Here is a 26,515-nt window from a genome sequence, read left to right as displayed (position 1 = left end):
GGCGCTTCTATAGTGACCGAATCGGGGGGCGAATAATTCCGCGGAGAGGACGATCATGAGTACGGCGAGCACGCGGCTGCCCGAGGGCCGCTACGGCCGCTCCTCGGACGAGCGCGCCGACCGCAAGCTCAAGGTCGCCGGCACTGTGCTCGGCGCGGTCCTGCTCGCGCTGGTCGGCTTCTTCGCCTACCACTACGTCGTCGAGAGCAAGATCAGCGCTCAGGTGATCGCCTTCGACGCCACCGACGACGCGGTCAAGGTGCATCTCGAGGTGCACAAGGACTCCGGCACCGACGGCTACTGCACGCTGCGCTCCCAGGGTGCCGACGGCTCCGAGGTGGGCCGGGCGGACTTCCGGTTCACCGGACCGGCCACGCGCATCGACAAGGTCGTCACGCTCCGTACGACGGCCAAGGGGACCACGGCCGAGCTGCTCGGCTGCCACACCGGCTGACGCCCGCCGGACACTCCCCTGGTGTCACCCGGAATACGTAGGGCGTGACCTGCGTTGATGCGATTCTGATGCCTTATGTCCTCCCCCTTCTGCCGTTGAATTGTTAGGCTCGTGGTTTCGCCCATCCAAGAGGGAACATTCTTCTGGGTAGGGCGATGCTTTGTATTCCCAGTACCGACGAGGAGCACCCTGTGACCCAGACCAGCGAGAACGTCACCTGGCTGACCCAGGAGGCGTACAACAAGCTCAAGGACGAGCTTGAGTACCTTACTGGTCCTGCGCGCACGGAGATCGCCGCCAAGATCGCGGCCGCGCGCGAGGAGGGCGACCTGCGCGAGAACGGCGGGTACCACGCGGCCAAGGAGGAGCAGGGCAAGCAGGAGCTGCGTGTGCGGCAGCTGACCCAGCTTCTCGAGAAGGCCAAGGTGGGCGAGGCTCCGGCCTCCGCCGACGGTGCCGTCGCGCCGGGCATGGTCGTAACGATCGCCTTCGACGGTGACGAGGACGACACCCTTACGTTCCTGCTCGCCTCCCGCGAGTACGCGAGCGCCGACATCGAGACGTACTCCCCGCAGTCCCCGCTCGGCGCGGGCGTGATCGGCCACAAGGTCGGCGAGGACGCGGAGTACGAACTGCCGAACGGCAAGAAGGCCTCGGTGCGGATCCTGAAGGCCGAGCCGTACGCGGGCTGACCCGAACCACGCGCGGCCGAACCCAGCCGCACCGGACTGATCCCGGTCCCTGATTCATCGGGCCCCCGGCGTCCAGCGACGCCGGGGGCTTCGTCATGCACGCCGCGTCGTCATGCGGTGGCGGAGCGGTACCTGCGGACCGCGAACGTGCGGAAGACGGCGATGATCAGGATCGAGTACAGGCCACGCTGGAGGCGCAGCGAAGAAAAACATCAACCGGCCGCCCGGCGGTACTTGCGGACCGCGAGGGTGCGGAAGACCAGGATGATCACGACCGACCAGACCAGCGAGGCCCACACGGGGTGCTGCATGGGCCAGGCGTCGGGTGTCCTGAAGCCCGGGGGAAGGTTGCCGAACATTTCGCGGGCAGCCTGCACAGTGGCGCTGAACGGGTTCCACTCCGCGATGTGCCGCAGGAAAGCAGGCATCTGGTTCGCGTCCACGAACGCGTTCGAGATGAACGTCAGCGGAAAGAGCCAGATCAGGCCGCCCGAAGTCGCCGCCTCAGGAGTGCGCACAGACAGGCCGATGAGCGCGCCGATCCACGAGAACGCGTACCCGAGCAGGAGGAGCAGACCGAACCCGGCCAGCACCTTTCCGACGTTCTCGTGCGCGCGCCAGCCGACGATCAGGGCCACGACCGCCAGGACGACCAGGGTGAGCGCCGTCTGGACCAGGTCAGCGAGGGTGCGCCCGGTCAGGACCGCGCCGCGCGCCATGGGCAGGGAGCGGAAGCGGTCTATGAGGCCCTTGTGCATGTCGTCGGCGATGCCCGCACCGGCGCCCGCCGTGGCGAACGTGACGGTCTGGGCGAAGATGCCGGCCATCAGGAACTCGCGGTAGGCCTGCGTGGAGTTGGACGAGCCGACCTGGATCGAGCCGCCGAACACATAGGTGAACAGCACCACGAACATGATGGGCTGGATCAGCCCAAAGATGAGCATCTCAGGAATCCGGCCCATGCGAATCAAGTTCCGGCGGGCGACGACCAGGGAATCGTTCACGGCGCTCACTTCACCTGCTCCTTCAGGGCATTGGGTCGCCGGTCCTGGATGCGCGGCGAAATGGATCCCGAACGACACCGGGACATGCGGATCAGGTTGCGTTTCGCGACGACCATCGAGTCGCGGACGGACCGGATGACCGGATTGCCCGGCGGTGCCACCCGCACGGCCTCGGTGACGGCACTCATTTCACGGCCTCCTTGCCGTTCGCCTCGTCCTGGTCGGTGGCCTCGGCCACGTGTCCGGTCAGGGACAGGAAGACGTCGTCGAGGGTGGGGCGGCGCAGCCCGACGTCGTCGAGCTCGATCCCGCGGGTGTCCAGTTCCCGGATGACCTCCGCGAGCAGCTTCGCGCCGCCCGTGACCGGGACCGTGAGCTTGCGGGTGTGCTCCTCGATCGTGGTCTCGCCCTTGCCGAAGCCGGCGAGGACCTCGGCGGCGGCCGTCATGTGCTCGCGCTCGTGCACCACGATCTCCACCCGCTCGCCGCCGGTGCGGGCCTTGAGCTGGTCGGAGGTGCCCTTGGCGATGACCCGGCCGTGGTCGACCACGGCGATCTCGTGGGCGAGGTGGTCGGCCTCCTCCAGGTACTGCGTGGTGAGCAGCAGGGTCGTACCGCCGGAGACGAGCTGTTTGATGACGTCCCACAGCTGCTGGCGGTTGCGCGGGTCGAGGCCGGTCGTGGGCTCGTCCATGAACATCACCGGCGGCGAGACCACGAGGGCCGCGGCCAGGTCGAGCCGGCGGCGCATGCCTCCGGAGTACGTCTTGGCGGGGCGGTCGGCGGCGTCCGCCAGGTGGAACTGCTCCAGCAGCTCCACCGCGCGCGCCTTCGCCGCCTTGCTCCGCATCTGGTAGAGCTGTCCGACCATCTGCAGGTTCTCGCGGCCGGTCAGGTACTCGTCGACCGCCGCGAACTGGCCCGACAGGCCTATGGAGCGGCGCACGGTGTCGGGATGTCTCAGCACGTCCACGCCCGCGACCACCGCCTTGCCGCTGTCGGGGCGCAGCAGGGTGGTCAGGCAGCGGACGGTCGTCGTCTTGCCGGCGCCGTTCGGCCCGAGCAGGCCGAGGACCGTGCCTTCGGGCACGTCGAGGTCGACGCCGTCGAGTGCCCTTACGTCTCCGAAGGTCTTGACCAGGCCTTCGGCATAGATGGCGCCTGGCATGTCTGTCTCCACGTCGTCGGGGATGCTCCGGCAAAGGCTAGGTTTGCGGGCCGGTTTCCGCCTGCGGTTTTCCGCAAGCCCGCACACGGCCGTCCGGGAGCGAGCGTCCGGCGGCCGCACGCACAACGTAACGCGATGTATCGCGTCTTACAACAGGCTTCTCCGACCTACGCCCGAACGGGTGATCCCCGGTCTCCGGGCCCCGTGCCGGAAAAGGTCCCGGTCTCAGTCGATGACCGTGTAGCCGGCGTCCCGCAGCGCCCGGCCCACCTCGGCGCAGTGCGCCGGGCCCTTGGTCTCCAGGTGCAGCTCCACCTCCGCCTCCGTCAGCCCGAGCCGGGGGTCGGTGCGTACGTGGCTCACGTCGAGGACGTTGGCGTCCACCGCTGACAGCACCCCGAGCAGCGTGGCGAGGGCGCCCGGGCGGTCCGTCAGCCGCAGCCGCACCGCCAGGTAGCGGCCCTGCGCGGCCATGCCGTGCCGCAGCACCCGCTGCATCAGCACCGGGTCCACATTGCCCCCGGAGAGCACCGCGACCACCGGCCCCTCGAAGGCGTCCGGAGCACCCAGCAGCGCCGCGACCGGGCTCGCACCGGCCGGCTCCACCACCAGCTTGGCCCGCTCCAGACACAGCAGCAGCGCCGCCGACAACTGGTCCTCGCCGACCGTGCGCACCTCGTCGACCAGCTCCTCGACGATCCCGAACGGCACCACGCCCGGCCGCCCCACCCTGATCCCGTCGGCCATCGTCGCGGGGTTCCGCACCGACACCGGGCGCCCGGCGGCCAGCGAGGGCGGGTATGCCGCCGCGCCCTCCGCCTGCACACCGACGATCCGCACGTCCGGCCGCAGCGCCTTCACCGCGACCGCGATACCGGCCACGAGCCCGCCGCCGCCGATACCGACGACGATGGTGCGGACCTCCGGGCACTGCTCCAGGATCTCCAGACCGACCGTGCCCTGACCGGCGATCACGTCCGGGTGGTCGAAGGGGTGGATGAACACCGCGCCCGTCTCGGCCGCGTACTCCTGCGCGGCGGCCAGCGTCTCGTCGACCACCTGACCGTGCAGCCGCACCTCCGCGCCGTACTCCCGGGTCGCGCTGATCTTCGGCAGCGGCGCGCTCTTCGGCATGAACACGGTCGCGTGTACCCCCAGCAGCGAGGAGGCCAGCGCCACGCCCTGGGCGTGGTTCCCGGCGCTCGCCGCGACCACACCGGCCGCCCGCTCCTCCGGCAGCAGCCCGGCGATGCGCACATAGGCGCCGCGGAGCTTGAACGAGCCGGTCCGCTGCAGGTTCTCGCACTTGAGGTGCACCGGCGCCCCGACCAGCTGGGACAGGTGCCGGCTGCCCTCCATCGCGGTCACCCGCGCCACACCCGCGAGCATCTTCCGGGCGCCGCGCACGTCGTCGAGAGTGACGGACCGCAAGGACTCAGCCGTGCTGTAGCTCATGACTCCAGCATCGCAGTTCACACGCGCACGCGACGGGTGTGACCAAGCTCCGAGACCGGTTTGCGCAGCGCCGGTACGGTCCGTCGCCGAGCCGCGTACCCTGTCCCCCAACCAGCAGCCTTTTATGAAGCGAGCCTCCGGCCATGCCCACAACACCTGAAATGTCGATGGACATGACGACCGTCGGTGAACCCGGTCTTCTCGACACCCTCCAGCACGAGGTGGCGGTGTTCGCCCGCCGCGCCGAACAGACGCGGCTCGGCGGTGTCGGGCAGGTGCGCAACTCCATGGACCGCGCCGCCTACCTGCTGCTCAACCGCCTCGACAAGGAAGGCCCGATGGGCGTCAAGGCGCTCGCGGCGAGCATGGGCATCGACTCCTCCACGGTCACCCGCCAGGTGGCTCCGCTGGTCGACTCCGGACTCGTCAAGCGCACCTCTCACCCGGAGGACGGCCGCGCGGTGGTGCTCCAGCTCTCCCCGCGCGGGACCACCCGGCTGGAGGAGGTGCGCTCCTCCCGGCGTCAGCTGATGGCCGAGCTCACCCAGGACTGGGAGCCGGAGGAGCGTGAGCAGTTCTGCTCCCTCCTGACCCGCTTCAACGGCGCCCTGTCCGCGCGGATGACGGTGCAGGGCGTCGCGCCTGCGGAACAGCCGCCCGTCTCCTGAACCTGGGCGCGTCCCCGACCGCTCCCGGTCGCGCCGACCGGTCGGCTCCGTAGTCTTGACCCCGGGCCGCCGCTGGCCTCATATGAGACCGGGTCCTGCGTCGTACGCGGTTCACCTGTCCCGTACCGGACAGGGCCCCTGCAGGGGGAGGAACGGTGCGTGATCGGCAGGTGTCCCACGGTGCCCGCCGGGCCCGGGAGTACGAGGCGTTCGTCGCGGGTGCCGCCGGGCGTCTGCTGCATGCCGCCACACTGCTCACCGCCGAGGCGCCGAACGCCAACCCGCGCGCGCGGCGCCTGCTGACACAGGCCCTCGCCCACACCTACGCCCGCTGGGACCGGCTGCGCGGCGAGGACCCGTACGACTGCGCCCGCCAGTACCTCGCCACCCGCTTCGCGCGCGCGACCTGGCACCGGTACGGCGCCTTCGGCCGGTCCCGACCGGATCCGCGCAGCCCGCTCGCGGCCCTCTCGCCGCAGGAACGGCTCATCCTGGTGCTGCGGCTCTACGAGGGCGTCGCGGAGGAACAGGCGGGGGCCCTGCTCGGCCTCCCCGTGGAGCGTGTCCACACCATCTGCGACCGCGCGACGGCCACGCTGCTGCATCCCGCCCGTCCGACCGCCCCCCGCGCGGTGGGCACGAAGGTGGCGCCGTCATGAGCGCGGGCCGGGGTATGGAGGGACCGCCTCGTCCGGAGAGGCCGCCGCTGAGGGAGGGGCTGCCGCCTGCAGGCAGGCCGTGGCTGCTCGCGGGGAGGGCGCGGTGAATCGAGCCGAGCGCGAGGCCGCCGTACGGCGGATTCTGGAGCAGACCCCGGCGCCGGTGCCTCCGGACCTGTGCGCGGAGGCGGTGCGCCGGGGTGAACGCATGCTGCGGCGCAGGCGGTTCGTCCGCCGGGTGCTGTGGCTGGTGACCTGCGCCGCGGTCGTCGCGTTCACCGTGTGGGCGGCCAGGGTGCACCCGTGGGTGGAGCCGCCCTCCCAGACGACCCCACCGATCACCGGGTGGTGAGACCGGCCACTCGCTAGCCGAGGGCCTGCTGCAGGTCCTCCAGCAGGTCGTCGACGTTCTCGATGCCCACGGACAGGCGCACCAGGTCGGCGGGGACCTCCAGCGCGGAACCGGCCGCCGAGGCGTGCGTCATCCGGCCCGGGTGCTCGATGAGGGACTCGACACCGCCGAGCGACTCACCGAGGGTGAAGACCTTGGCGCGGTTGCACACCTCGACCGCGGCCTGCTCGCCGCCCTCGACCCGGAACGACACCATGCCGCCGAAGGCCTTCATCTGCTTGGCGGCGACCTCGTGACCGGGGTGCTCGGGCAGCCCCGGGTAGAGGACGCTCGTCACGCGTGCGTGCCGGGTCAGCATGTCGGCGATCTTCGTGGCGTTCTCGCTGTGCCGGTCCATGCGCACCGCGAGCGTCTTGGTGCCGCGCAGCACCAGCCAGGAGTCGAAGGGGCCGGCGACGGCGCCCATCGCGTTCTGGTGGTACGCCAGCTCCTCGCCCAGCGCCTGGTCGGAGACGATCAGCGCGCCGCCGACCACGTCCGAGTGACCGCCCATGTACTTGGTCAGGGAGTGCACGACGACGTCGGCGCCGAGCGACAGCGGCTGCTGGAGGTAAGGGGTGGCGAAGGTGTTGTCGACGACGAGCTTCGCGCCCGCGTCGTGGGCGACCTGGGCGACGGCGGCGATGTCGGTGATGCCGAGCAGCGGGTTGGAGGGGGTCTCCACCCAGACGGCCTTGGTCTTCGGGGTGATCGCGGCGCGCACGGCGGCCGGGTCGCTGGTGTCCGCGACGGACCACTCCACGCCCCAGCGGGTGACGACCTTGGCGAACAGTCGGAAGGTGCCGCCGTAGGCGTCGTTCGGGATCACCACGTGGTCGCCGGGGCTGAGCAGCGTACGCAGCAGGGTGTCCTCGGCCGCCAGGCCGGACGCGAAGGCGAGACCGCGCCGGCCGCCCTCGAGCGCGGCGAGGTTCTCTTCCAGGGCGGTCCGGGTCGGGTTCGCGCTGCGGCTGTACTCGTAGCCGCCGCGCAGCCCTCCGACGCCGTCCTGCTTGTAGGTCGAGACCTGGTAGATCGGCGGGACGACCGCGCCGGTGAGGGGATCCGCGGTGTTGCCCGCGTGGATCGCGAGAGTCTCGAAGTGCTGACTGATGTGCCTGTCGCTCATTGCACCGAGCGTAGTGCGCCCGGCCGGATGCTGACGGCCGCCGGGCGCACGGAGCACCGGACGAAGGGTTTTCCCTGCACCGGATCCCCCGCCTCCGCGCCCCCGCGTCGCCCCGGGTGCCGGCTCCGCGCCGGCTTCGTGCCGTCCGCCGCCCCGCCCGCGGCCTCGTTCTGTCATGGTCCGGCCCGGAGTTTTCCACAGCCCCGCGGTGGGGTTGGCCAACTGTCGGCGGCGTCTGGTTCGCTTGAGGCATGGCGATTCTCTGGCTGCTGATGGCGCTGCTCATGCTGAGCTTCGTCCTGCTCCCGGTCATGCGGCGCAGGCGCGGGGTGATCGAGCAGGTTCCCCCGGGACACCCTGATGCCGCGGACCCGGCGGACTACGGCTTCGTGCTCCAGGAGGAGCTGGACGTGCGCATGCCCGGCCCGGACCAGGACCTGCTGGACGTCCTTGAGCTGGTGCAGCGCACGCGGGACTATCGGGCCGCCGCCCAGCTGCTGGCCGGCACCGAGGCCGGGGGCGAGGAGCGCTGGCAGCGGGTGCAGGCCTTCGCGGGCGCTGCCGCGCTGGAGCTGCAGCAGCGGCCGGGCGGGATACACGAGACGCCGGGCGGCCAGTGGCTCAGAGTGTGGCGGGCCGAGCAGCCGAAGGACGCGGGCGGTGCCGCCGTCCACGCGGAGTTCCTGGTGCAGCAGGCGTGGCGTACGTCGACGCCGGGCACGGACGACTTCCGGATCATCATGGAGGAGGCCCGGGAGGCCTGTGCCCAGGCGGCCCTGCTGGCCCCCGGTGACCCGGTCCCGTACATCGTCGAGCTGTCCATCGCCCGGGGACTCGCCTACACGCAGGCCGAGTTCGAGCAGCTGTGGCTGAAGGTCCTGGACCGCGCGCCGCACCACATGGGCGCGCACCTGGCCGCGCTGCACTACTGGTGCGAGAAGTGGCACGGTTCGCGTGAGCAGGCGTACGCCTTCGCCGAGGCCGCCGCGGCCCGCGCCCCGCAGGGCTCGCTGCTCGCCGCGCTGCCGCTGTTCGCGGTCTTCGAGCACCTTCCCGAGGTGAACCTGGTCGCGAGCTTCTACCAGAGCGAGGTCGTCACCAAGGCGATGCACGGCGCGCTGCACGCGGTGCACACCGCCGGCCCCGACGACCCGATGCTCGCGCACGTCCGCCATCTGCTGGTGTTCTTCCTGGTCCGCGCCGAGCGCTGGTCGGAGGCCATGAACCAGCTGATACACGTCGACGGCCACGTCGGCGCTCTGCCCTGGATCCTGTCCGCCGACCCGGCTGCCGATTTCGCCGTCTACCGCGCCCTGGCGGTGGCAGGCTACGAGGCCAACGGCGGCAGCCCGGCAAGCCTGCCCGGCTGACGCCCGTGGTCGACGCGGCCGCCCCGGCGCCGCTCGGCCCAGCTGATCCGGCGCCGCTCGGCCCGGCTGCCTGCCCGGCCCGGCCCGAACGCCGTGTACGGGCCGGCGGTGTGGCACAGCCGCATCGGCACCCTCCTGCCGGCGGCTCGGGACACCTGGTGGACGGTCTCCCCCACGAGCGATCGAGCCGCGTGGCCCGTGGTGTCATCACCACGATCACGGACTACGTGCTCCCAGCCATCAAGGAACGACTCTCTTGACGGCCGAGCGAAGACACCAGCAGTACCGGGACAAGAACCCGGCCGGCTACCGCGGGCCGGGCGGGACGGGGGTCAAGCCGAGTACCCCGTTCGAGACGAACTCGGGCGCGTCCTGCCCCACCGGTGTCGCCACGACCGACGGCTGAGCCGCACGGCTCTTCTCCCGGTCACCTCGTGGTCAGCCCTCCGCACGGGTGGGCAGCCGCCATCCCGGGCGCGGGAAGTGGCAGGTGTAGCCGTCCGGATAACGCTGCAGGTAGTCCTGGTGCTCGGGCTCGGCCTCCCAGAAGGGGCCGACCGGCTCCACTTCGGTGACGACCTTGCCGGGCCACAGTCCGGAGGCGTCCACATCCGCGATCGTGTCCTCGGCGATCCGCTTCTGCTCGTCGTCCACGTAGTAGATCGCCGAGCGGTAACTGAGGCCGATGTCATTGCCCTGGCGGTTCTTGGTGCTCGGGTCGTGGATCTGGAAGAAGAACTCCAGGAGCGTACGGTAGTCGGTCCTCGCGGGGTCGAAAAGGATCTCGATGGCCTCCGCGTGCGTGCCATGGTTGCGGTACGTCGCGTTGGGCACGTCACCTCCCGTGTATCCGACCCGGGTCGCCGTCACGCCCGGGAGTCGGCGGATCAGCTCCTCCATCCCCCAGAAGCATCCGCCTGCAAGCACGGCCCTCTGCGTCTGCGCAGTCATCACGACCCCTCCACTTTCTGTCAGCTCCGCGGCATCCCTGCCCGTTGTCCTCAACGCGCGAGGCCTCCAGGCGATTCCGCGCGCCGTGGCACCGGCCGTCCGCACGGTGCTGCGGCCGGAGCTCTCGCGGCGAACGGCAGTCGAAAATCAGTGGCCGCCCGAACCGGTCGACCCCACGCTGTACGCCATGGAAGAACCGCAACGCAGGATCCGTGCGGCGTACTCGGAATCCACCGTCACCGTCTACCAGGCGTACTGCCCGGACATCGGCCTGCCCGCTGTCCGTGACGGCCGATTCCCCGCCGTGTGGAAGCGGGACAGGATGACGTGGATCAAGCCGTCGTTCCTGTGGATGATGTACCGCTGCGGCTGGGGTGCGAAGGCAGGGCAGGAGACCGTTCTCGCTGTCGAGATCACCCGCGAGGGCTTCGAGTGGGCGCTGCGCCATGCCTGCCTGTCGAGCTACGCCCGCGAGGTCCACCCCGACCGCGCCACCTGGCGGCGTCAGCTGAAGCGCGCGCCCACCCGCGTGCAGTGGGACCCGGAGCGGGACCTGCACCTGCAGCCCCTGCCGTACCGGTCGCTGCAACTCGGCCTCTCCGGTGAGGCCGCAGGCCGCTACGCGGACGAGTGGACGGTCGCCATCCGCGACGTGACCCCACTCGCCCAGGAGATCCAGGTCCTCGTCAGTGGTGGGGACCTGGACTCCGCCGCCGGGCTGCTGCCCCGGGAACGCCCCTATCCCGCAGGAGACGGTCTTCTTGCCCACCTCTCCGTCCGGGCCGGTCACCCCTGAACGGGCGTCGGCTCGTGAGCACTGCGTCGCCCGAAGGGCCGAGCAGCAGGTGCGTCACCCGGACGGCGGCCCCGGCGTGCAGCCGATTGCCACAACGGGAAGCCTAGGATCCGTCACTGGACAGCGAAGAACTATCCGCTTCGTCCAGGTGGAGGCGGCTGACGCCATGACCGAAGGAGACGGGATGTCGCCCCGCGTCGGCAAAACCTGTTGGCGCCGCTTCGTGACGGTCCTGGTGCCCAGCGTCGCCGCCTGCGCGGCCCTCGGCATCGCCATGGGACAGGGTGTGCTGGCCGCGTCGTTCCTCATCTCCGGCAAGAAGTTCCAGGTCACCGCGGACACGCTGACCGCTCGCGGGTTCAGCGTGTACAGCATGGTGGATGTGACCCGGCAGGGCGAGCGGGTGCCGGTGATGGTCACCGGAGCCCGGCACTCGACGATCAGCGCGCTGTGCCAGTCCGTACTGGTCGAGGTCCCGGTGCTGGGCGAGCAGACCGTGAAGCTCACCGGCGGAGACGAACGACCGGTCGAAGCGTCGAACCTGTTCCTCGACACGACGTCCCAGTCGGCCGGGCAGGCGGATTTCAGCGGCCTCGACCAGGGAATCGCGCAGGGGGAGATCACCAAGGGCCCGATCAATCCGGGCGACCGGAACTCGCGCTTCTTCGACCCCGACGGCTTCGGGCAGCAGGCCACGTCGGTCGTCCTGACCGACGTACGCGTGACCGCGGTAGCGCTCTCTGCCGGAACGTTCAACATCCCGGGCCTGCGCGTGCAGCTCGAGCACGGCCGTCACGAGTGCTTCTGAGTCCTGGGCGGGCCGTACCTGCCGTACGCCCCCGCAGTCACCTCCCACGGCCCGTGCGCGCGCCGCACCGCTGATCAGGAAGACACGTGATCACCAATTTCCCCGGCAGACGCCCCCGACCGCGCGTCACCGCGGCGCGCGTCCGGCACAGATTCAGAACCTGGCGCGGCGAACGCCCCTTCTGGGCGGGGTTCTTCACCTCGACGGCGGGACTGCCGATCCTCTACTGGCCGTACGCGAACCTGGACCTGGGCGGAATCCCGCTGGCCATGTCGACCACATCCGGTGCCGGGGCCCTGGTCATCGGAGTCCTGCTCATCACCCTGGGGCTCACCCTCTGGCGCCACCCGCACCTCCGCGTGTTCTCCGGGATCGCCACTCTGCTGCTCACCCTCATCTCCTTCCCCGTCGCGAACTTCGGCGGCCTCTTCCTCGGGCTGATCACCGGTCTGATCGGCGGCTCCCTGGCCTGCTCCTGGACTCCCGTCGCCAGCGGGACCTCGACGGCGCCGGCGGACCGCGCGTCCACGGCCGTTCCGGCGGAAGAGGGTCGACGTGGATCCTGACGACACCGGCTGGGGCGTGCACAAGTAGGCCACGGGTCCTCCCAGAGGGCTCCGGGCCGAGAGGAACGGGAGAGTCGCGGACGAAGACCACAGGGAGGAACATCGGAGGCACGGAGGCAAGGTGGTGGCTATGGGGACGCCGTCGATCCATTTCAGCGAGAGCCCCGAGGACCCGTTCGCCCTCGGGCGTGGCGCCTCGGCGGTGCTCGACGATCAAGGCACCGTGGTCGGCTGGAGCGCACGTGCACAGGACCTGCTCGGCTATTCGGCCAAGGAAGTGATCGGGCGGGCGTGGCAGGAGCTGCTGGTCGACAGGCGTGACCTGCCGGTCGCGCGGTCCGCCGTCGTGGCCGCCGTGAAGGCGGGGGGATGGTTCGGTGTCCTGCCCGTCCGGCACCGCGACGGACGCCGTGTGGAGTTGGGTTTCCGGGCCCGTACGGTCACCCGGGAGGGGGGCGGTCATGAGTGGTTCCTGGTCGGCGCTCCCGCCACGGAGGTCGTCACCTGGCAGCGGGACCGTGCACTGCTGGACGGCCTGTACCGCCGGTCCCCGATCGGTCTGGTGACCTACGACCCGGACCGGAGGGTGATCCGGGTCAACCGTGCGGTGGAGAAGGCGAGCGGGGTTCCGGCCGAGGCGCCGGTGGGCCACCGGCCCCGCGAGTTCATGGTCGACGAGGACGCGGGTCCGGCGGACGAACGGGTACGGCACGTCCTGGAGACCGGCGAGCCGCTGATCTTCACGGAGCAGTCCGCCCGGGCACGCCACGAGCCGGGCCGGGAACGGATCGTGTCCGTCTCGGCGTTCCGGATGGAGGATCCCTCGGGCCGGGTCCTCGGTGTGGCCGAGACGATCGAGGACGTGACCGACCGCCACCGGGCGCAACGCAGGCTCGCCCTGCTGAACGAGGCGAGCGCCCGGATCGGAACGTCACTGGACGTGGCCCAGACCGCTCGGGAACTTGCCGGGGTGGCCGTCCAGGGGCTGGCCGACTACTGCTCGGTGGACCTCCTCAAGCCCGTCACCACGGGTGACGAACCGGGTCCCGAGGCGGCGGGTCCGCTGATCCGGACCGCCCTGTCGCCACCGGAACACCGCGTCCCGTACCGGGAGGGCGATGTGGTGCCGCTGCTGCCGGAGTCCGCACAGGCGCGGTGCCTGGCCGAGCGTCGCCCGATCCTCGAAGGGCTGCTGTCCCTGCGCCCCGAGTGGTACGCCATGGACCGGCGGCGGATCGAACTCGCCCTGGGCCTCGGTGTCCATTCGCTGATCGCGGTGCCCCTGATCGCGCGCGGCCTGGTGCTGGGCGTGGTGAGCCTGTGGCGTTCGCGCAATTCGGAGCCGTTCGAGGACGACGATGCGGCGGTGGCCCAGGAGCTCTCCTCGCGTGCGGCCGTCTGCATCGACAACGCGCGCCGCTTCACCCAGCAGCAGAACACCGCCCTGACTCTTCAGCGCAGTCTGCTGCCGAGCACGCTGTCCGACCTGCCGGCCGTGGAGGTGGCCTGCCGATATCTCCCGGCGAGCGGTGAGCCGGGCCTCGGGGGTGACTGGTTCGACGTGATCCCGTTGTCAGGGGCCAGGGTCGCCCTGGTCGTCGGGGACGTGGTCGGTCACGGGATCCACGCCGCCGCCTCGATGGGCCGGCTGCGCGCCGCCGCGCGTACCCTGGCCAGCCTCGACCTGGAACCGGACGAGGTGGTGGCGCGGCTGGACGATCTGGTCAGTCTGCTGGCCGGCGAGCTGGAGGCGAACGCCGGCGGCAACGCATCGGCGATCGAGCAGGTGCTCGGTGCCACCTGCCTCTACGCCGTCTACGATCCGGTCACCCAGCGCTGTTCCCTGGCGCGGGCCGGTCACCCCGCGCCGGTGGTGTCCACCCCGGACGGCGAGGTGACCGTGCTGGATCTGCCCGCGGGTCCGCCGCTGGGCCTGGGCGGGCTGCCCTTCGAGACGTACGAGCTGGACCTCCCCGAGGGCAGCCTGCTCACGCTCTACACCGACGGCCTCCTGGAGGCGGGCGCCGGCGACGTGGACACCGCGCTGGAGCACCTGTACGCCTGTCTCGGCGGCACCACGCAGTCCCCGGAGCACGCCTGCCACGCCGTGGTCGAGGCGCTGCTGCCCAAGGGCCACCTCCCCACCGACGACGTCGCGCTGCTCGTCGCCCGTACCCGGGTGCTGCGGCGGCAGAACGTCGCCGCATGGCAGCTGCCGCTGGAGGCGACCTCGGCCGCCCGCGCCAGGGAGCTGGCCACGGCGAAGCTGGCCGAGTGGGGGCTGGACGAACTGGCCTTCACCACCGAGCTGATCGCCAGCGAACTCGTCACCAACACCTACCGGTACGCGGCCGGCCCCGTGACCCTGCGCCTCATCCGCACGGACTGTCTGATCTGCGAGGTGTCCGACACCAGCCACACGTCGCCCCACCTCCGCCGGGCCCTCAGCACGGACGAGGGCGGCCGCGGACTCTTCCTGGTCGCGCAACTCACGGAGCGGTGGGGCACCCGCTACTCCCACGACGGCAAGACCGTCTGGACGGAACAGCCTCTGCCACCCGCATGACGCGTCTCGCCGGGACCGGTGTCCTCCTGCTCGACGGCGAGGACCGGCCGGGTCGTCACCGGAACCCCTCGCTGGGACAATGAGGGTTCCAGGCCGGTGAGGGTGGTGGACATGCCCGCTTGGCATCTGCGCGACTATCGCGACGACGATCTCGACCAGGCCATTCAGATCTGGGACCAGAGCCGCCGTGCCGGCGAGGACAGGGTGTTTCCCGTCTCCGAGGTCATGGCCGCGGCGAAGGCCGGTCAGACGGCGGTCGTGGCCGTGGTCGGCGACGAACTGGTGGGCATGGCCGTGGCCCAGGCGCACGGCAAGCGAGGGTGGATCCTCCTGGTGGCGCTCGCCTCCCGATGGCGCGAGCGCGGGCTCGGCAGTGCCCTCCTCACCGAGTTGGAGCGGCGCCTGCGAGCGCTGGGCGTACGCCACATCAGCGCGCTGCTGCCCGCCGGTGCCGCCGGCACGAAAGCCCTGGAGAACTCCGGCTACCGGTTCCGCGACGACCTGACCTACTACGAGAAGGTCGAACCGCCCGGAGCCGCCAACGCCGATGTCCTCGCGGCGCTGGGTGGTCGTATGCTCCCCGACCGGCTCTGGGACGCCATGGCCGGCATGGAACGCGAGAAGCAGGTGGTCGAGCGTCGCGTCGTGCTCCCACTGACGGAGCCCTCGCTCGCCGACCGCTACGGGGTCGCCCCTCCCAAGGCGATCATCCTGTTCGGCCCTCCTGGCACCGGCAAGACCAGCTTCGCCAAGGCGGTCGCCTCGCGGCTCGGCTGGCCGTTCGTGGAGCTCTTCCCGTCCCGGCTCGCGGCCGACACGAGCGAGGGGCTGGCCGCGGCGCTTCGGGAGGCCTTCGCGGACCTGGCGGAACTGGACTCGGTGCTGCTCTTCATCGACGAGGTCGAGGAGATCGCCGGCGTGCGGTCCGGGAAGGCGGTCGATCCCGGGCACGGGGTGACCAACGAACTGCTCAAATTGATCCCCGGCTTCCGCGAGCACGACGCGCGGCTGCTGGCGTGTGCCACCAATTCCGTGCGTTCGCTGGACCCGGCCTTCCTGCGGCCGGGCCGGTTCGACTACGTCATTCCCATCGGCCCACCGGGCCCGACCGCCCGCGCGGCGATCTGGTCCCGCTATCTCAGGGCCGCCGGCGACTCGGTGGACCTGACACAACTGGTCGAGGCCAGCGAGCTGTTCACCCCCGCGGACATCGAATTCGCGGCTCGCAAAGGCGCACAGGCGGCGTTCGAGCGTGAGGTCACGGAGCGCAGGGACAGACCGGCCGACACCCAGGACTACTTGACTGCCGTGGCCGACACCCGGCCGACGCTCACCGCGCAGGCGATCAAGGAGTTCACCGAGGACATCGAGAAGTACAGCCGCCTCTGAGAGCCGGAGGCGGCGGCCGCCCCGAGCCACCGCTTCGTACGACTCCCCCCCGCGGGCTCAGGCCGGTTCGGGCTGGGGTTCCGGCTGGGGTACGGGTGCGGGCTGCGGGGCCCACTGCTTGGTGGTCCGTAGGTAGCCGTGGATCACCGAGGCCAGCGCCAGGAGGAGGAGTGGGCCGAACATCCAGGGGTGTTCGGCCATCGGCGAGGAGAGGTAGCGATAGGACAGCAGGAGCGCGGTGAAGACCGTTGCGCCGTGGGCCACCAGCTGGATTCCCGAGCGGTCCCAGCCACGCCCGTGGGAGCGCAGCGCCGCCTCGATCGTCAGCGTGAACACCGCGCCGGCGACGAGGTCCGCGCCGTAGTGGTAACCGAATCCCAGCGTGGCGCCGAGGGTGGCGATCAGCCAGAACGCGCCCGCGAAGCGAAGAACGCGCGGCCCCTTGCGGGAGTGGATGAAGATCGCGGTGGCCCATGCGGTGTGCAGGCTGGGCATGCAGTTGCGCGGGGTGATCGCGTCGAACCGCATCGGGTGCGGGGCGGTGAGCGGGGGTGGCGTGTGCGGCCACAGATGGGCCACCGGCCAGTGGCCGCCGCCCGTGCCGAAGGCGCCGCTGCCGTAGGCGAAGACCGGGCCGACCACCGGGAAGACCAGGTAGACGAGCGGTCCGACGAGGCCGATCACCAGGAAGGTGCGTACCAGGTGGTGGTCCGGGAAGCGGCGCTCGACCGCCACGTGGCGCAGCTGGTACAGGGTGACGACGACCGCGGCGATCGGAAGCTGGATGTAGACGTAGTCGAGGACGTGGGAGCCGACCGGGCCGGTGGCCTTGACCAGTTCGCCCACCAGCCAGGAGGGGTTGCCGAGGGCGTGGTCGGCGGTTGCCACGTACTGGTCGAGCACCGCCGGGCGGGTCTTCGACGTGATGAGCAGGAAGGTGTCACCGGTCTTGCGGCCGGCCACCAGCAGCATGGCCAGCCCGACGCCCTGCAGCAGCAGGAGGCGTTCCCGGCCGGTGCGGCGTGTGACGGCGACGACCGCGTATCCCAGAATCACCCACAAGGCGCCGTTGCCGAAGGGGTGTCCGTCGGTCACCTCGATGCCGAGCGCCCATCGCACCGTGAAAATGGCGAGGTCGATGCCGATCGCGACACCGGCCGCGACGAGCCGTTGCCGCCAGGTGAGCACCACCATCATCAACGCCATGCTGGCGTAGAGCAGAAAACCCGATTTGGGCGGGAAGATCACCTCGCGCGCCTGATTGGTGACCGGCCCGGGGAGGCCGTAGTGGCGCGCGGCGATCTCCAGCGCGACGAGGAATCCGAGGGCTGCCACACACGCCGTGGCCCACAGCATCACCCGTGGCCGGCGCCACGCGGCGGGTTCGATTCTGCTGTTTTGTCGCGAAAACACCCGCGATGTACTAGGTATCAATTGTTTGGCCGATTTGTCATATGTTGATCAAAGTGGTCAAGTTGAAACATGTTAGACGGGTCGGGACAGCTCCGCTATCAGGCGTCGCAGCTCCGCCCGTTCGCTCTCCAGACGCGCCGCCCGCCCGTCCAGTTCCGCCAGGCGGGCGCGCAGCGCCTCCGGGACGCCGGGGCAGGCGGTCAGCGCCGGGCCGTGTGCCGGTGTGGTGGTCGTGCAGGGCAGCAGGGCTGCGACCACCCGGGTGGGCAGGCCGGCCGCGAGGAGGGTGCGGATGCGGCGCACGCGGGGGATGTCCGCGTCGGTGTACTCGCGGTATCCGTTGGGGCGGCGGTGCGGGGTGAGGAGGCCGGTGCGTTCGTAGTGGCGCAGGAGACGGGGGCTGGTGTCGGTGCGGGCGGCCAGTTCGCCGATCAGCATGCGGTCATCCTCTCCGTGCGCGAGCTGTCGCTTGACCTTCTCACTGTGTCAGCCTGCAACTCTCCCACGGCAGCGCGATGTTCCGCCCACCCGAGGAGAGCAGATGATCATTGACGCGCACGGGCACGTGCACGACCCCGTGGCCCTTCACCTGGACGCCCTCGACGCCGCCGGTGTCGACAGGGCCGTACTCTTCCCCACCCGCCCGCACCCCGAGCGCGCCGGCGATCTCGCGGAACTGCGACGGGAGTTCGCCGTGCTGGAGGGTGCGCTCGGTGGGCAGGGAGGGTCCCGGGCGGGTTTCGCCGCCGCCCTGGACGAGGTGAGTGCGGCCGTCGCCGCCCGGCCGGACCGGTTCATCGGGTTCGGATCCGTGCCCCTGGAGCAGCCGGACGCGGAGGTGGAGCGGGCCGTCGCCGAGGACGTGGTGGGGCGGGGGCTGCGCGGGATCGGTGAGCTGACGCCGGCGCCGGGGCGGGCCGGCCGGCTGGAGCCCGTGCTGCGGGCCGCGGCCGATCACGGAGGGCTGCCGGTCGTGGTGCACGGGTTCGCGCCCACCACCGCCGAGGACCTGCGCACGCTCGCCGCCCTCTCCCGCCGCCACCCCCGCGTCCCGCTCGTGGTCAGCCAGCTCGGCGGGCTGCACTGGATGGAGGCCGTCGAACTGGTCCGGGAAACGCCCGGCATGTATCTGGAGCTGTCCACCGCCTTCCTCGTCCTCGCCGTACGACTCGCCGTCCGCGAACTCCCCGAGCGCACCCTCTTCGGCTCGGACGCCCCCTACGGCGACCCGGTCGTGGCCCGCACGATGGTGGAGCGGGCGACGGTGTCCGGCGAGGTCCGTGATCGTGTCCTCGGCGGCAACACGGCCCAACTGCTGGGGCTGGTGACGCGAGCCGGGTAATTGCGGCGACGGCAGCCGCCGCTCCCCCGTACAGTCACCCCTCGCACCACGGCTAGGGGGAGGAACCCGGGGATGGGCACGTTTCTGATCGGCGGCGGCTGGGGCACCGCCGAGGTGTACGAGCCGTTCGTACGGGCGGTCGGCGGGGGCCGGCGTGTGGGGTGCCTGATCATCGACGAGGGGGACGGGGCGGCGCAGTTCGAGCGGTATGCCGAGGTCCTGCGGAAGGCGGGGGCGCAGGCGCCCGTGCCGCTGCTCGTGCCGGTCGGCGGGCGGTTCGAGCCGGAGGCCGCGCTGGACGGGATCGGCGGGCTGCTGGTGTGCGGCGGGCTGACCCCCGCCTACCAGGCAGCACTTGACGGGTGCCGGGAGCGGCTGCCGGGGCTGCTCGCGGAGCGCGGGATGCCGTACGCCGGGTTCTCCGCCGGTGCCGCCGTCGCCGCGCGGCGGGCGGTGGTCGGTGGCTGGCTGCTGGACGGGGTCCCGGTGTGCGCGGAGGAGACCGGCGAGGACCTGGCGGAGGTCGAGGTCCGGGCCGGGCTCGGGCTGGTGCCGTTCGCGGTGGACGTGCACGCGGCCCAGTGGGGGACGCTCGCACGGCTGGTCGCGGTGGTCGGGCGGGGCGAGGTGCCGTACGGGATCGCCGTGGACGAGAACACCCTGCTCGCCGTCGCGGACGGGGAGGCGCGGGTGGCGGGGCGGGGGCGCGTCCACGTCGTACGGCCCGGTGCGGACGGCAGTGTGCGCGTGCGGGCTCACGGCACCGGGGAGAGCTTTCCGGTCGAGCCCTCCGGAGAAGGGGCGTAGGGCTCACGGCGTTCGATCAAGGGCGCGCACCTGCGTCGCGACCCGCGTGCGGCGCTGCACGTGCAGGGCGGCGACGGCTTCGACCGGACGACCACGCGGCGCTCGGCGACCAGCTGTGCCAGGAACGCGTCCTCGTCCTCCGGCTTCGCGTCCTGCGGGATCATGCCGTGGAGCGGCTGTACGGGACGGCACTCGACGCGGCCGGCACCGGCTGAAGCGCCGGGGCCGTGCCGGACCCAGCCCCTCGCGGAGTGCGACCGGCACGGCCCCGGCCACCGCATCGGCGGCAGTGACGGTGACGGTGACGGTCAGATCGTCGCCGTGTCGATCACGAAGCGGTAGCGGACGTCGCTCGACAGCACCCGCTCGTACGCCTCGTTGATCTGCTCGGCGCGGATCAGTTCGATCTCGGCGCCGATGCCGTGCGCCGCGCAGAAGTCCAGCATCTCCTGGGTCTCGGCGATGCCGCCGATCATCGAGCCCGCGAGGGTCTTGCGGCCGCCGATCACCGAGAACAGGTTGAGGGAGATCGGCTCCTCGGGCGCGCCCACGTTGACCAGCGCGCCCTCCACCTTCAGCAGCGACAGCAGCGCGCCGAAGTCCATCGGCGCCGACACGGTCGAGACGATCAGGTCGAAGGTGCCGGCCAGCTCCTCGAAGGTCTTCGGGTCGCTGGTGGCGTGGTAGTGGTCGGCGCCCAGCTTCAGGCCGTCGTCCTTCTTGCGCAGGGACTGCGAGAGGACCGTCACCTCCGCGCCCATCGCGTGCGCGATCTTGACGGCCATGTGACCGAGGCCGCCGAGGCCGACGACCGCGACCTTCTTGCCGGGACCGGCGTTCCAGTGCCGCAGCGGGGAGTAGGTCGTGATGCCCGCGCACAGCAGCGGCGCGGCCACGTCCAGGGACAGGCCGTCCGGGATGCGGACGACGAAGTTCTCGTCGACGACGACCTTCTCGGAGTAGCCGCCGTAGGTGGGCTCGCCGTCCTTGCCGATGGCGTTGTAGGTGCCGACCATCCCCTTGAGGCAGTACTGCTCCAGGCCCTTGGCGCAGTTCTCGCACTCGCGGCAGGAGTCGACCATGCAGCCGACGCCCACCCGGTCACCCACGGCGAACCGGGTGACGCCGGGGCCGACCTCGGAGACGACGCCCGCGATCTCGTGGCCGGGGACCATCGGGAAGATCGCCTCGCCCCAGCCCTCGCGTGCCTGGTGGATGTCGGAGTGGCAGATGCCGGCGAACTTGATGTCGATCAGGACGTCGAACTCGCCGACCGCGCGTCGCTCGATGGTCGTCCGCTCCAGCGGGGCCTTCGCGGCGGGCGCGGCGTACGCAGCAACAGTGGTCATGCCCGGGTTCTCCTAGCAGGGGGGTTCGTGCCCGGCAGCCTTTCGGCCGGGTACGGCGTCCAGCCTGCCCCGGCGCCCGCCGGTCACCCAGACCACGCCTTTGCGTACGACCGCTGTGCCTACTACTGACGGGATCAGGCTCCTGTGCGTACGACCGGGAGGGACGGCCGATACTGGCCGTATGGACGAACACCCGCAAGCGCCGGCCGCCGTCGGCCGGCCCCTGGACCGGCGGGCGGAGCTGAGCGAGTTCCTGCGCAGCCGCCGGGCCCGGCTGAAGCCGGAGGACGTGGGCCTGCGGGACTTCGGGCGACACCGCCGGGTGCCGGGGCTGCGCCGCGAGGAGCTGGCGCAGCTGGCCGGGGTGTCGGTGGCGTACTACACCCGGCTGGAACAGGGCAACGGCCGTAACGTGTCGGCGGAGGTCCTGGACTCGATCGCCCGGGCCCTGCGTCTGACCGACGCCGAGCACGCCCACCTCACGCATCTGGCCAAGGGCAAGTCGCACCAGAAGAGGCCGACGGCACGGCCGCAGCAGGTCCGCTCGGCGCTGCGGCAGCTGCTGGACACGATGGACGCGGTGCCGGCGTACGTCGTCGGCCGCCGCGCGGAGATCCTCGCCTGGAACCGGATGGCGGCGGCGGTCTTCGGCGACTGGTCGGAGCTGCCCGCGGCCGAGCGCAACTGGGCGCGCCTGGTGTTCCTGAAGCCGGAGTACCGCGATCTGTTCCTCGACTGGGAGCAGAAGGCGATCGACATCGTGTGCGCGCTGCGGATGGACGCGGGCTGCCATCCGGACGACCCACGGCTGTCCGCCCTGGTGGGGGAGCTCTCCGTCAAGAGCGAGGAGTTCCGCCGGCTGTGGGCCACCCATGACGTCAAGGAGAAGAGTCACGGCCTGAAGCGCCTGCACCATCCGCTGGTGGGCGACCTCTCCCTGAACTTCGAGAGCTTCCGGCTGACGGACGGCACGGACCAGTCCCTGGTCACCTACCACGCGGAGCCGGGTTCGCCCTCCGCCGAGTCCCTGCGGCTGCTGGCCAGCTGGGGCGCGGACGCGACGCACGCGGTGCCCTCGGCCCAGCAGCAGCCTCCGAGCCACCGGCTGTAGTCCTCCCGGGCCGCTGAGGTCAGGGACATGTCCGCAGCCCGTTCGCCGGCCACGCCTCTGCCGGCGCGGACGTCAGGGAAGTGCTGTCGATCACCGAAGGCGAGGGGCACCCGGAATCCTTCTCCGGGTGCCCCTCGCCGCGTCAGCGGGTGTTACCGCTCAGACACCGCTCACTTGCCGAAGTACGCGTCGTAGATCGTGATCTCCGACGTGTTGCCCTTCCTGTCCGTGATCTTGGAGCGGAAGGAGACGGACTTGCCCTTCCCCGGGTTCTTCACGGTGATCTTGCCGCCGTGGACGGTGACCTTCTTGAAGGTCTTGCCGTCGTAGGAGACGTAGACCGACAGGGACTTCAGGTTGCTGCCCGCGGCCGAGCCCTCGACGGTGACCGGGAAGGTGACCGTCCTGCCCGCCTCGACGCGGCTGTCCAGGCCGGTCGCGGCGCCGTAGTGCAGGACGGAGGCGGGAAGCTGGGCGAAGTCGCTCGCCGGCTTCTTCGAGCGGAACGTCCAGGTCGCGTCGACCCGGGAGGAGGCCTGCGCCACCTTCGCGGAACGCTTGACCGACGTGGTCAGCTTGTACCCGGCGTCACCGGCGGGAACCTTGAAGGTCTTGTCGCCGACCAGCGGGTCGTCGTTGGAGCCGACCTTGGTGCCGTTGCGGTACAGGGTGGTGGTCACCGAGGTGTAGTCCGAGTACCCGACGTGCTGGGCGGAGTCGGCGAACAGCGGCAGGGAGCCGAAGATCTCGTTGCCACTGCGGTACAGGCCGAGGTCCTTGCCCAGGTGCGGGCCGAAGACGGCGGTGTTCACCGTCTCGGTGTAGGTCCGGCCGCCCTTGAAGGCGAACTGACCCAGCGCGTAGCCCGCCTCCGTGACCGGGAAGCCGTCCTGGTCGGTGCCGCCGCTCTGCTGGAAGTCCAGCTCCCACGTCGCCCCGCCCGTGGCGGACAGGTGCAGCGTGCGGGTGCCGGGCAGCTTCTGCGGGATGGAGACCGCGGAGGCGCCGCTGCTGCCGGGCAGCCAGCCGAACGCCGAGACCGTACCGGTCTTGCCACGCGCGGAAGCACCGAGCCGGGCCTTCACCGTGGCCAGCTCACCGGCCTTGTAGTGCTTGGTGTAGCCGGTGGCGAGCTGCTTGACCGGGCCGCCGGAGGTGACGCCGTACTCCTCGCTCGCGCCCTTGGTCCAGTGGCCGTCCCACTGCTGGGTCAGCTGCCCGGCGGGCAGCTGCGGGCCCAGGTGGGCGGTGCGGAAGCCCTTGTACGAGTCGAGGAACCAGCCGTAGCCGTACTGGCCGTCGCCGGCCGTGACGTCGAACTCCGGCGAGGCGAACCGCGACTTCACGCCCGTGGCAGGGACGGTGATGTCCACCGGCTTGGCCTTGCGCGCGTCGATCGTGATCGTCTGCTTCTTGGCGACCGTCAGCTTCGGCTGGGCGATCCAGTCGGTGCCCTTGGCGGCGTTCTCCGGGTCGGCGAAGACCGCCGAGTTGAGGATGTACGTGCCCTTCGGCGCGCGCACCTTCACCGTGCCGGACTTGTCGTACGGCGTCAGGTCGATGCCGTGGGCCAGGCCCGCCACACCGGTCAGGTCGGCGTTGTAGTACGGGGCCGGCTTTCCGTCACGGCCGATGAACTTCAGCGTGACGTCGTACGACTCCACCTCGCGCTGCACCGCGGCGGCCGTGCGGACGGTCTGGCCGTCGCCCGTCGCCGTCACGTAGGAGGAGTAGGCGCCGTCGACGGTGCCGCCGAGCTTGGTGTCGACGGTGAAGTCCACGCTCGCCCTGCCGTGCGCCGGGACGGTCACCTTGGTCGCGCCGAGCTTGAAGAAGCCCGCCGGAGCCGCCTGGCCCTTGGGGTTGGTGCCGGTGCCGGCCAGGTCGAGCGTGACGTCCTTGTCACCGAGGTTGCGGTACGTCAGCTTCTTGGTGACCGGCTTGTCGTCGGTGTGCGGCCACTGCTGCGTCCCGAAGCTCACCGACACCGGGTCGGCGATCACGGACTGCTTGATGGCCTTGTCGACGGCGATCCGGCCCGAACCCTGCTGGAACGGGGTGTAGTTGCCGCCCTTGGCGGAGCCGGTGAGCGCGCCCTTCAGCTCGGCGTAGCTCCAGTCGGGATGCTCCTGCTTCAGGATCGCGGCGGCGCCCGCGACGTGCGGGGTGGCCATCGAGGTGCCGGAGATGGTCAGGTAGCCCTCGGGCTTCTCACCGACCTCCTGGTCGATGACGCTGCCCTTGGCCGCGGCGGCGGTGATGTCCACACCCGGCGCGGTGACGTCCGGCTTGATGGCGCCGTCGCCGACGCGCGGGCCGGTGGAGGAGAAGGCCGCCAGCTTGTCCTTCTTGTCGACGGCGCCGACGGTGAGCGCGGCGTCGGCGCTGCCCGGCGAACCGATCGACTGGGGGCCGTCGTTGCCCGCGGCGATCGCGAACAGGATGCCCTTGTCGGCGGAGAGCTTGTTCACCTCGGCCTCGAGCGGGTCGATGCCGGGGCTGTCGTAGCCGCCGAGGCTCAGGTTGACGACGGAGGCGCCCTGCGAAGCCGCCCACTCCATGCCGGCGAGGATGCCGGAGTCGTCGCCGGAGCCGCCGTCGTCCAGGACCTTGCCGTTGAGGATCTTGGCGTCCGGAGCGACACCCTTGTACTTGCCGCCCGACTTCGCGCCGGTGCCCGCCACGATGGAGGCGACGTGCGTGCCGTGCCCGAAGTGGTCCGTGGCGTCGGTGGCGGCGGAGAAGTTCTTGGACTCGACCACCTGGTCCTTGAGGTCCGGGTGTCTGGTGTCCACACCCGTGTCCAGGACGGCGACCTTCACGCCCTTGCCGGTGTAGCCGGCCTTCCACGCCACCGGGGCGCCGATCTGCGGCACGGACTTGTCGAGGGCAGCCTTGCGGACGCCGTCGAGCCAGACGTGCGCGATGCCGGAGGCGGTGCCGCCGCCGCTGGTGATCGCGTCCCAGAGCTGCGGGGTCCGCTGGACCGGCGTCTGCACGGCGTCGGCGTTCAGCGCCGTCAGGCTGCGGCGCAGCCGGCCCGCGTCCCGGACGTCGGCCTTGGCGGTCGCGGCGGCACCGGTGTAGCCGACGATGACCTTCAGGCCGTTCCTCTGCGCCTTGCGGGTGGCGGCCTTGTTCAGCTCGGTGATGTCGAACAGGCGCTGGTCCAGCTTCCCCGAGGCGACCAGGTGGGCCGCGTCGGCGGGGACGACCAGCGTGTGTCCGGCGGTCCTGCGGACCTGGAACGGTATGTTCTCCCGGCCCTTGGCCCGCTCCAGGCCGACGACCCGGCCCTTGGCGTCGAGGGCCACGCGGTCACCGGTGACGAGCGTGACGTGGGTCCTGGCGGTGAGCGCGGAGGCGGCCGATGCGTGCCCCGCGGGCTTCGCCGACGCCGGGCTGGTCATACCCGCTGCGAGGGCGACGGCTGCGGCCGTTGCCACCGTGGCCGCAGCTGCTCTTTTCACTTGTCTGCGCAAGTTCTCCCCCTGGAGATGAGGTACCGGGCGAATTCCCCGTTCACCCGGCCGGGGGATGTCTCGTACACGTGCGCGCCAACCCCCCGGATCACGCAGTATGCCGGGGGGCGATCAGACGGCTCAATAGATGAGAGGACGGTAAGAAGGGCGCCGGAAAACTGTTACTCCGTGTGCGGGAGTCCGTTACAGAACCGCGAAGTGCTTTGTGGGAAGGCGGTGTTATACGCGTCAGGCGCCGGCGTTCTCCTTCACCGTGATCCGCCCCTTGCGGATGGTGGCCAGTCGCGGGGCCTTCTTCGCCATGGAGGAGTCGTGGGTGACCATGATGAAGGTCAACCCGTGCTCCGTGCACAGGCGTTCGAGAACCTCCATGATCTCGTCACGCATTCCCTCGTCGAGGTTGCCGGTCGGCTCGTCGGCGAGCAGCACCTTGGGCTTCTTGACGACGGCCCGGGCGATGGCGACGCGCTGCTGCTGGCCGCCGGACAACTCGCCGGGGAGATGCCCGAGGCGCTCCCCCAGGCCGACGGACGTCAGTGCCTCCGCGGCGAGTTCGCGGCGCTCCTTCGCCTTGATGCCGAGCGGTACGAGCGCCGTCTCGACGTTCTCCTGGGCGGTGAGGGTGGGGATGAGGTTGAAGGACTGGAAGACGAAGCCGATGTTCTCGCTGCGGATCCGGGTCAGCCGGGCCTCGCTGAGCTTGGTCAGGTCGGTGCCGTCGAGGACGACCTCACCGGAGGTGGGCCGGTCGAGTGCGCCCAGCATCTGGAGCAGCGTGGACTTGCCGCCGCCGGTGGGGCCCTGGATCACCAGCCGGTCGCCGTCGGCGATGGTCAGGTCGACTCCGTCGAGGGCGTGGACGGTGTCCTTGCCCCGTGCGTAGCGCTTGGTGACGTTCTTCAGTTCGTACATGGTCGCTCCTGGGTGGGGTTCGCGGGTGGTGCG

26 protein-coding genes and 1 pseudogene are annotated in these 26,515 nt (G+C 70.9%); 15 read left to right on the top strand and 12 right to left on the bottom strand.

All coding sequences use genetic code 11. The features are described 5' to 3' along the window. Positions 1 to 55 precede the first annotated feature (55 nt). The gene (locus ACIHEJ_RS26580; protein ID WP_400139136.1) at positions 56 to 454 is read left to right on the top strand and encodes a DUF4307 domain-containing protein; all 399 of its coding nucleotides are present in this window, start codon (positions 56 to 58) and stop codon (positions 452 to 454) included. A gap of 191 nt (positions 455 to 645) precedes the next feature. After that, on the top strand, positions 646 to 1,146 hold the full coding sequence (gene greA, locus ACIHEJ_RS26575; protein WP_400139135.1) for a transcription elongation factor GreA: 501 nt from the start codon (positions 646 to 648) through the stop codon (positions 1,144 to 1,146). A 212-nt stretch (positions 1,147 to 1,358) separates the two neighbouring features. Here greA and ACIHEJ_RS26570 read toward each other — a convergent pair whose 3' ends face one another. The 4 genes from ACIHEJ_RS26570 to ilvA form a co-directional block, all read right to left on the bottom strand. Then, complete coding sequence (locus ACIHEJ_RS26570) at positions 1,359 to 2,159, bottom strand: ABC transporter permease (protein WP_400139134.1); 801 nt, start codon at positions 2,157 to 2,159, stop codon at positions 1,359 to 1,361. Next, a complete protein-coding gene (locus tag ACIHEJ_RS26565; protein ID WP_400139133.1) occupies positions 2,156 to 2,338 on the bottom strand; it encodes an integral membrane transport protein in 183 nt (60 codons plus the stop codon). The genes ACIHEJ_RS26570 and ACIHEJ_RS26565 overlap by 4 nt, the downstream gene beginning before the upstream one ends. Beyond that, the gene (locus tag ACIHEJ_RS26560) at positions 2,335 to 3,318 is read right to left on the bottom strand and encodes an ATP-binding cassette domain-containing protein (protein ID WP_400139132.1); all 984 of its coding nucleotides are present in this window, start codon (positions 3,316 to 3,318) and stop codon (positions 2,335 to 2,337) included. The genes ACIHEJ_RS26565 and ACIHEJ_RS26560 overlap by 4 nt, the downstream gene beginning before the upstream one ends. Before the next feature lie 225 nt (positions 3,319 to 3,543). Continuing rightward, positions 3,544 to 4,773, bottom strand: coding sequence for a threonine ammonia-lyase (ilvA, locus tag ACIHEJ_RS26555; protein WP_400139131.1), 1,230 nt, complete (start codon positions 4,771 to 4,773; stop codon positions 3,544 to 3,546). A 161-nt stretch (positions 4,774 to 4,934) separates the two neighbouring features. On the opposite strand from ilvA, the gene ACIHEJ_RS26550 reads away from it, so the two are divergent. The 3 genes from ACIHEJ_RS26550 (at position 4,935) to ACIHEJ_RS26540 (ending at position 6,452) form a co-directional block, all read left to right on the top strand. Continuing rightward, positions 4,935 to 5,441: a MarR family winged helix-turn-helix transcriptional regulator gene (locus ACIHEJ_RS26550; RefSeq protein WP_400139168.1), complete on the top strand. Its 507-nt coding sequence runs from the start codon at positions 4,935 to 4,937 to the stop codon at positions 5,439 to 5,441. Between the two features lie 155 nt (positions 5,442 to 5,596). Continuing rightward, positions 5,597 to 6,100 carry a sigma factor-like helix-turn-helix DNA-binding protein gene (locus ACIHEJ_RS26545; protein WP_400139130.1) on the top strand — a complete coding sequence of 168 codons (504 nt, stop codon included), beginning with the start codon at positions 5,597 to 5,599 and terminating at the stop codon, positions 6,098 to 6,100. 103 nt (positions 6,101 to 6,203) lie between these two features. Next, complete coding sequence (locus tag ACIHEJ_RS26540) at positions 6,204 to 6,452, top strand: hypothetical protein (RefSeq protein ID WP_400139129.1); 249 nt, start codon at positions 6,204 to 6,206, stop codon at positions 6,450 to 6,452. A gap of 13 nt (positions 6,453 to 6,465) precedes the next feature. On the opposite strand, the gene ACIHEJ_RS26535 is transcribed toward ACIHEJ_RS26540, so the two are convergent. Continuing rightward, complete coding sequence (locus ACIHEJ_RS26535) at positions 6,466 to 7,620, bottom strand: cystathionine gamma-synthase (protein ID WP_400139128.1); 1,155 nt, start codon at positions 7,618 to 7,620, stop codon at positions 6,466 to 6,468. A 251-nt stretch (positions 7,621 to 7,871) separates the two neighbouring features. Here ACIHEJ_RS26535 and ACIHEJ_RS26530 point away from each other — a divergent pair, with 251 nt between their 5' ends. Both ACIHEJ_RS26530 and ACIHEJ_RS26525 read left to right on the top strand, forming a co-directional pair. After that, complete coding sequence (locus ACIHEJ_RS26530) at positions 7,872 to 8,990, top strand: hypothetical protein (RefSeq protein ID WP_400139127.1); 1,119 nt, start codon at positions 7,872 to 7,874, stop codon at positions 8,988 to 8,990. Positions 8,991 to 9,246: 256 nt separating this feature from the next. Beyond that, positions 9,247 to 9,396, top strand: coding sequence for a hypothetical protein (locus tag ACIHEJ_RS26525; protein ID WP_400139126.1), 150 nt, complete (start codon positions 9,247 to 9,249; stop codon positions 9,394 to 9,396). Positions 9,397 to 9,428: 32 nt separating this feature from the next. Here the strand turns inward: ACIHEJ_RS26525 and msrA are convergent, their stop codons facing one another. Further along, positions 9,429 to 9,941, bottom strand: a complete 513-nt coding sequence (gene msrA / locus ACIHEJ_RS26520) for a peptide-methionine (S)-S-oxide reductase MsrA (RefSeq protein ID WP_400139125.1) — start codon at positions 9,939 to 9,941, stop codon at positions 9,429 to 9,431. Positions 9,942 to 10,128: 187 nt separating this feature from the next. On the opposite strand from msrA, the gene ACIHEJ_RS26515 reads away from it, so the two are divergent. The 5 genes from ACIHEJ_RS26515 to ACIHEJ_RS26495 all read left to right on the top strand — a co-directional run bounded on the left by ACIHEJ_RS26515 (position 10,129) and on the right by ACIHEJ_RS26495 (position 16,066). Beyond that, positions 10,129 to 10,737: a DUF4291 domain-containing protein gene (locus ACIHEJ_RS26515; protein ID WP_400139124.1), complete on the top strand. Its 609-nt coding sequence runs from the start codon at positions 10,129 to 10,131 to the stop codon at positions 10,735 to 10,737. Continuing rightward, entirely contained in the window at positions 10,703 to 11,545 is an 843-nt protein-coding gene (locus tag ACIHEJ_RS26510) for a DUF6230 family protein (protein ID WP_400139123.1), read from the top strand. The genes ACIHEJ_RS26515 and ACIHEJ_RS26510 overlap by 35 nt, the downstream gene beginning before the upstream one ends. Positions 11,546 to 11,631: 86 nt before the next feature. Next, positions 11,632 to 12,111: a DUF6114 domain-containing protein gene (locus ACIHEJ_RS26505; RefSeq protein ID WP_400139122.1), complete on the top strand. Its 480-nt coding sequence runs from the start codon at positions 11,632 to 11,634 to the stop codon at positions 12,109 to 12,111. Between the two features lie 130 nt (positions 12,112 to 12,241). After that, positions 12,242 to 14,677 carry a SpoIIE family protein phosphatase gene (locus ACIHEJ_RS26500; RefSeq protein WP_400139121.1) on the top strand — a complete coding sequence of 812 codons (2,436 nt, stop codon included), beginning with the start codon at positions 12,242 to 12,244 and terminating at the stop codon, positions 14,675 to 14,677. 111 nt (positions 14,678 to 14,788) lie between these two features. Continuing rightward, positions 14,789 to 16,066, top strand: coding sequence for an ATP-binding protein (locus ACIHEJ_RS26495; RefSeq protein ID WP_400139120.1), 1,278 nt, complete (start codon positions 14,789 to 14,791; stop codon positions 16,064 to 16,066). A 57-nt stretch (positions 16,067 to 16,123) separates the two neighbouring features. On the opposite strand, the gene ACIHEJ_RS26490 is transcribed toward ACIHEJ_RS26495, so the two are convergent. Both ACIHEJ_RS26490 and ACIHEJ_RS26485 read right to left on the bottom strand, forming a co-directional pair. Then, complete coding sequence (locus ACIHEJ_RS26490) at positions 16,124 to 17,422, bottom strand: phosphatase PAP2 family protein (protein WP_400139119.1); 1,299 nt, start codon at positions 17,420 to 17,422, stop codon at positions 16,124 to 16,126. A gap of 129 nt (positions 17,423 to 17,551) precedes the next feature. Next, the gene (locus tag ACIHEJ_RS26485; RefSeq protein ID WP_400139118.1) at positions 17,552 to 17,917 is read right to left on the bottom strand and encodes a MerR family transcriptional regulator; all 366 of its coding nucleotides are present in this window, start codon (positions 17,915 to 17,917) and stop codon (positions 17,552 to 17,554) included. A 103-nt stretch (positions 17,918 to 18,020) separates the two neighbouring features. On the opposite strand from ACIHEJ_RS26485, the gene ACIHEJ_RS26480 reads away from it, so the two are divergent. Together ACIHEJ_RS26480 and ACIHEJ_RS26475 are read left to right on the top strand one after the other, a co-directional pair. Next, complete coding sequence (locus ACIHEJ_RS26480) at positions 18,021 to 18,821, top strand: amidohydrolase family protein (RefSeq protein WP_400139117.1); 801 nt, start codon at positions 18,021 to 18,023, stop codon at positions 18,819 to 18,821. 72 nt (positions 18,822 to 18,893) lie between these two features. Next, entirely contained in the window at positions 18,894 to 19,628 is a 735-nt protein-coding gene (locus tag ACIHEJ_RS26475; RefSeq protein ID WP_400139116.1) for a hypothetical protein, read from the top strand. 77 nt (positions 19,629 to 19,705) lie between these two features. Here ACIHEJ_RS26475 and ACIHEJ_RS26470 read toward each other — a convergent pair. Beyond that, positions 19,706 to 19,801: pseudogene (locus tag ACIHEJ_RS26470) on the bottom strand (PPOX class F420-dependent oxidoreductase); the annotation flags it as partial. 135 nt (positions 19,802 to 19,936) lie between these two features. After that, positions 19,937 to 20,977 carry an NAD(P)-dependent alcohol dehydrogenase gene (locus ACIHEJ_RS26465; protein WP_400139115.1) on the bottom strand — a complete coding sequence of 347 codons (1,041 nt, stop codon included), beginning with the start codon at positions 20,975 to 20,977 and terminating at the stop codon, positions 19,937 to 19,939. Positions 20,978 to 21,158: 181 nt separating this feature from the next. Between ACIHEJ_RS26465 and ACIHEJ_RS26460 the strand changes: the two genes are divergently transcribed. Further along, positions 21,159 to 22,088 carry a helix-turn-helix domain-containing protein gene (locus ACIHEJ_RS26460; RefSeq protein ID WP_400139114.1) on the top strand — a complete coding sequence of 310 codons (930 nt, stop codon included), beginning with the start codon at positions 21,159 to 21,161 and terminating at the stop codon, positions 22,086 to 22,088. 170 nt (positions 22,089 to 22,258) lie between these two features. Here the strand turns inward: ACIHEJ_RS26460 and ACIHEJ_RS26455 are convergent, their stop codons facing one another. Both ACIHEJ_RS26455 and ACIHEJ_RS26450 read right to left on the bottom strand, forming a co-directional pair. Further along, a complete protein-coding gene (locus ACIHEJ_RS26455; protein ID WP_400139167.1) occupies positions 22,259 to 25,498 on the bottom strand; it encodes a S8 family peptidase in 3,240 nt (1,079 codons plus the stop codon). 300 nt (positions 25,499 to 25,798) lie between these two features. Continuing rightward, positions 25,799 to 26,482 carry an ABC transporter ATP-binding protein gene (locus tag ACIHEJ_RS26450; protein WP_400139113.1) on the bottom strand — a complete coding sequence of 228 codons (684 nt, stop codon included), beginning with the start codon at positions 26,480 to 26,482 and terminating at the stop codon, positions 25,799 to 25,801. Positions 26,483 to 26,515 lie beyond the last annotated feature (33 nt).

It is taken from the genome of Streptomyces sp. NPDC052301 (genome assembly GCF_044593395.1).
In the GTDB taxonomy this organism is placed as follows: Bacteria; Actinomycetota; Actinomycetes; order Streptomycetales; family Streptomycetaceae; genus Streptomyces.
This window is presented reverse-complemented; position numbering and strand designations above follow the sequence as displayed.